This window comes from Brevundimonas sp., assembly GCF_031082345.1.
Taxonomy (GTDB): Bacteria; Pseudomonadota; Alphaproteobacteria; order Caulobacterales; family Caulobacteraceae; genus Brevundimonas.
Window position 1 is genome coordinate 1 of sequence record NZ_JAVHLH010000310.1, and the last position, 2888, is coordinate 2888.

Annotated in this window: 3 protein-coding genes; 1 reads left to right on the forward strand and 2 read right to left on the reverse strand. The window is 70.7% G+C overall.

What is annotated here, in order from left to right; genetic code table 11:
* On the forward strand, positions 1–392 hold a 392-nt coding region (locus RDU12_RS14505), incomplete at its 5' end, for an EF-hand domain-containing protein (RefSeq protein WP_374990230.1).
* Between the two features lie 117 nt (positions 393–509).
* Here the strand turns inward: RDU12_RS14505 and RDU12_RS14510 are convergent.
* Complete coding sequence (locus RDU12_RS14510) at positions 510–1448, reverse strand: 2-hydroxyacid dehydrogenase (protein WP_308685334.1); 939 nt, start codon at positions 1446–1448, stop codon at positions 510–512.
* A 42-nt stretch (positions 1449–1490) separates the two neighbouring features.
* Positions 1491–2888: calcium-binding protein (locus tag RDU12_RS14515; RefSeq protein WP_308685336.1), on the reverse strand; the 1398-nt coding region annotated here is incomplete at its 5' end.

A 2888-nucleotide genomic window follows, 5' to 3' on the forward strand; every position in this document is an offset into this window, starting at 1 on the left:
GTCAGGGCGGCGGCATGGGGCGCGGCATGGGTCCGCCCGCGGCCCTGACCGAGGTCCCGGCCTGGGCCGACCGGATTTTCGACCGCCTCGACGCCGACCAGGACGCCGCCGTCACCGGCCAGGAGCTGGCCGTCCTCAGCAGCGGCCCGGCCGCGGCCATGGGCGGCGGCCGCCTGCGCCGGATGATCGCCCAGTCGGACTCCAGCAACGACGGCCGCATCTCGCGCGAGGAGCTGACCGCCGGGGCCGAGCGGATGTTCAACCGCATGGACGTGAACGGCGACGGCGTCCTGTCCGACGACGAACGGCCCCGGCCGCCCGTTCAGCGCCCGCCGGCCATGCCGGCGCCGACGCCCCAGCCCGAGCCCATGCCCTTCCCCGACATGGACTAGGGTGCAGGGTGTGGGGTTTGGGGTTTGGGATGTGGGGTTCAGGGATCTGGACTACTCCCGGGAGCCGCCCTCAACCATCCCCCCACACCCCAAACCCAACACCCCACACCCCGGACCCTAACCCCCGCTTTCCGGAACCGGGGTCTTCAGCGGCTCGCCGGCGAAGGCCGCCTGCAGGTTCTGCATCAGCAGCATCAGCATGCCCTGCACCGCCTCGGTCGTGGCCCCGCCGGTGTGCGGCGTCAGCACGGTGTTGGGCACGTCGGCCCAGCGCCCGGCCTCGGTCGGCTCGTCCTCGAACACGTCCAGCGCCGCCTGGCCCAACCGCCCGTCCTTCAGCGCCGCGATCAGGGCGGCCTCGTCGACCAGCTGGCCGCGCGCCACATTGACCAGCAGCCCCTGCGGCCCCAGCGCCTCGATGACCTCGCGCGAGATCAGGCCGATGTTGCCGTCGTCGGCCTTGCAGGCCACCACCAGGATGTCGCTGTCCCGCGCCAGCTCCAGCAGCGACCCCGCCCGCGGCCAGGCGGCGTCCTTCTCGCGGGGGCCCCACCAGCGCACCGTCATCCGCAGCGCCTCGGCCCGCCGCGCCACGGCCTCGCCGATGGCCCCCAGCCCGACCACGCCGAGGCGCTGATCCTTCAGCGAGGGGGTGATCAGCTTCGACTCGGCCGTCCAGCCGCCGGCCCGCAGCGCCCGGTCGCCGGCCGCGATCTGGCGCCGCGCGGCGAGGATCAGGCCGAGGGCGTGGTCCGCCACATCCTCGTGATTGACCCCCGGCGCATGGGTCACCGCCAGACCGCGCGCCCGGCACCATGGAACATCAATCCTGTCATAGCCCGAGGTGAAACAGGCGATCAGCTTCAGGTTCGGCAGGCTCTCGATCAGGGACTTGTCGAGCGGGAATTCCCCGGCCACCACCAGCGCCTGTATGTCCGGCCCGGCCTCCCGCGGCGGCCCCTCCCAGAAACGGTAGACGTCGTACTGGCTCTCGAGGAACGGCGTCAGCGGCGCCAGGTGGCGCTGCATGATCAGCAGGGCGGGGCGTTGGGACATAGGCGGATTAGACCAGCCTCACGCGCCGCCGCCAAGCGGCTGTTACATCCAGTCGTCGTGGCGGAGACCCGGTTCGCCGGCAAGGCCGCCCTGTTCGTCCAGAGTGAGCATCCCGTCCCCGGCAAGGGCGAGACGGGCCTCGAGGTTCTGGAACAGCGGCGGCGCGGCGTCGTCCAGGTCTGGCAGGATCAGCGGCTCGCCGTGGCCCTTGCCGTTCCATGCCGGATCATCATCCACTCCCGGCAGCACGAGCGGCTGGTTCCCATCGGTCGATCCGCCCGAGAGCAGGGCTTCCGGAATTCGCCCGTCGGCCCAGGCCCCGCTATCGACGCCGGGCCCGTACATCCGGTTCAGCTCCAGCACCCGCCCGTCGGCGAAACGGACGCTCTCGACCCCGGTCAGCCAGTCGCCCCCGTCGGGGCCCTTGAGGATGAAATCGTCGCCCTGCATCAGCAGGCGGTAGTCAGAGATGGCGCCGGAGACGACCAGGACGTCGTCGCCGGAACCGCCGTCGACCCTGTCGTTGCCGCGGCCGCCGGTGATCGTGTCGTCGCCGGCCCCGCCGCTGATTGTGTCGTCGCCGTCGAGGCCGGTGATCGTATCGTCGTCCGCCGTGCCGACGAGGAGGTCGTCGCCTGTCGTCCCCTCGATGCCCGAATCGGTCGGCGCGCCGGTGATGTCGAACAGGCCGTCGGCGAACTCGAGACGCTCGATATTGGTCAGGCGGTCGGTCCCGTCCGGTCCGGTCACGGTGGTGACGCCGGCCGCGGTGCTGATCGTATAGGCCGCGCGATTGCCGCTGAAGACCGCCTTGTCGACGCCCGTCCCGCCGTCAAGGGTGTCGTTTCCGAGTCCGCCGTTCAGCGTGTCGGAGCCGCTCTCTCCGAGCAGCACGTCTGCGCCCTCTGCGCCGGAGAGGATGTCGGCCCCGGACCGGCCTTCAAGCCGGTTGGCCCCGGTCGTCCCGGTGATGCGCGACCCCGCCTCGCTCGCGACGGCATTCTCGATCCCTGATATCGAGACGGAACCAGCCCCGGTCTGCTGTTGATACTGGTAGCCCAGGTCGACCGTCAGGAAGGCGGTCGCGCCGCTGAAATCGACGAGGTCCGTTCCCGCACCCCCGGAGACGCTGAGGACCAGGTCGTCCCCGGACGTCTGCCCGGAGACCCGAAGGATGTCGTTTCCGTTGTCGCCGTTCATCCAGCGGTCGTTGAAATCCCCGACGATTTCGTCTGCGCCGTCGCCGCCGATGAAGGAATCGGAGCCCTCGCCGCCGATCATGAGGTCCCCGTGGACGCTGCTGTTCATGGTGTCGTCGCCGGCGCCGCCCAGCATCGTGGTCGGTCCCTGAATGAAGTTGCCCATCGAGGACAACTGGTCGTCGCCATCGCCGCCATCGAGCAGGCCGCCGCCGTTGATGACGTCGTCTCCGCCGAAGCC